The sequence below is a fragment of the Rhizobium sp. Root1212 genome (genome assembly GCF_001424985.1).
GTDB lineage: Bacteria > Pseudomonadota > Alphaproteobacteria > Rhizobiales > Rhizobiaceae > Pararhizobium.
This window is the reverse complement of sequence record NZ_LMDA01000026.1, coordinates 201,151-201,525: the sequence shown is the minus strand read 5'-3', so window position 1 is coordinate 201,525 and position 375 is coordinate 201,151. Positions and strand designations below refer to the sequence as shown.

Below are 375 nucleotides of genomic sequence, written 5' to 3'. Positions count from 1 at the left end.
CGACGTGCATGTGCTCGTTGCCGGCGCTGGCGCCAAGGCCGTTGCCGAACAGGCCGCCAAGCTTGCCGGCGTGTCCAAGGTGCTCGTTGCCGAGGATGCCTCGCTTGCCAACAACCTGGCAGAACCGCTGGCAGCCCTCATCGTGTCGCTGGCCGGCAATTACGACACCGTCATTGCGGCCGCGACCTCGGTCGGCAAGAACGTTCTTCCGCGTGTTGCCGCCCTGCTCGATGTCGCGCAGATCTCGGAGATCACCGAAGTCGTCTCGGCCGACACCTTCAAGCGGCCGATCTATGCCGGCAACGCCATCCAGACGGTTCAGTCCACCGATGCCAAGAAGGTGATCACGGTGCGCACCGCCTCCTTCGCCTCGGC

At 65.1% G+C, this 375-nt stretch carries 1 pseudogene; it reads left to right on the top strand.

From position 1 onward, the window contains the following. Positions 1-375: pseudogene (locus tag ASC86_RS26780) on the top strand (electron transfer flavoprotein subunit alpha/FixB family protein); the annotation flags it as partial.